Source organism: Anaerotignum faecicola (assembly GCA_024460105.1).
Lineage (GTDB): Bacteria > Bacillota > Clostridia > Lachnospirales > Anaerotignaceae > JANFXS01.
This window is the reverse complement of the sequence record JANFXS010000657.1, coordinates 1-378: the sequence shown is the minus strand read 5'-3', so window position 1 is coordinate 378 and position 378 is coordinate 1. Positions and strand designations below refer to the sequence as shown.

Here is a 378-nt window from a genome sequence, read left to right as displayed (position 1 = left end):
AATGAAATCTCCAGAATTACGGATAAAATCATAGCACAGTATGGAAGAATATGAGAGAGGTGAATATCATGATTAACTTTAACGATAAAAAAAACAGGAAGGTCGTTTCCATAGTTCTTATCGCAGTGGTAATTCTGCTGATCGTAGCTATGGTACTGCCGATGATGATGATCCGCTAGAAGAGGAAGGCGGCAGGCAGCAACTTGAAAATTGAGGAATGATTATGAAAAACGAAAACTTGGCAGCAGGCCTTGCTGCTGTGGTGCTGGCGGTGGGGCTGACACTGGCCGTTCCGGCACCGGCGCGGGCCGATACCCTTCCGGACGGACTCTATGTAGGAGAATACAGTCTGGGAGGAATGACAGAAGAAGAAGCCGG

1 protein-coding gene is annotated in these 378 nt (G+C 47.4%); it reads left to right on the top strand.

From position 1 onward, the window contains the following. Positions 1-68: 68 nt before the first annotated feature. A complete protein-coding gene (locus NE664_15880) occupies positions 69-179 on the top strand; it encodes a synaptobrevin-B (GenBank protein ID MCQ4728114.1) in 111 nt (36 codons plus the stop codon). The last annotated feature ends 199 nt before the right edge of the window (positions 180-378 follow it).

Excerpts from the sequence above, each read along its gene's own strand:
- NE664_15880 (MCQ4728114.1), top strand. The coding sequence starts at position 69 with ATGATTAACTTTAACGATAAAAAAAACAGGAAGGTCGTTTCCATAGTT.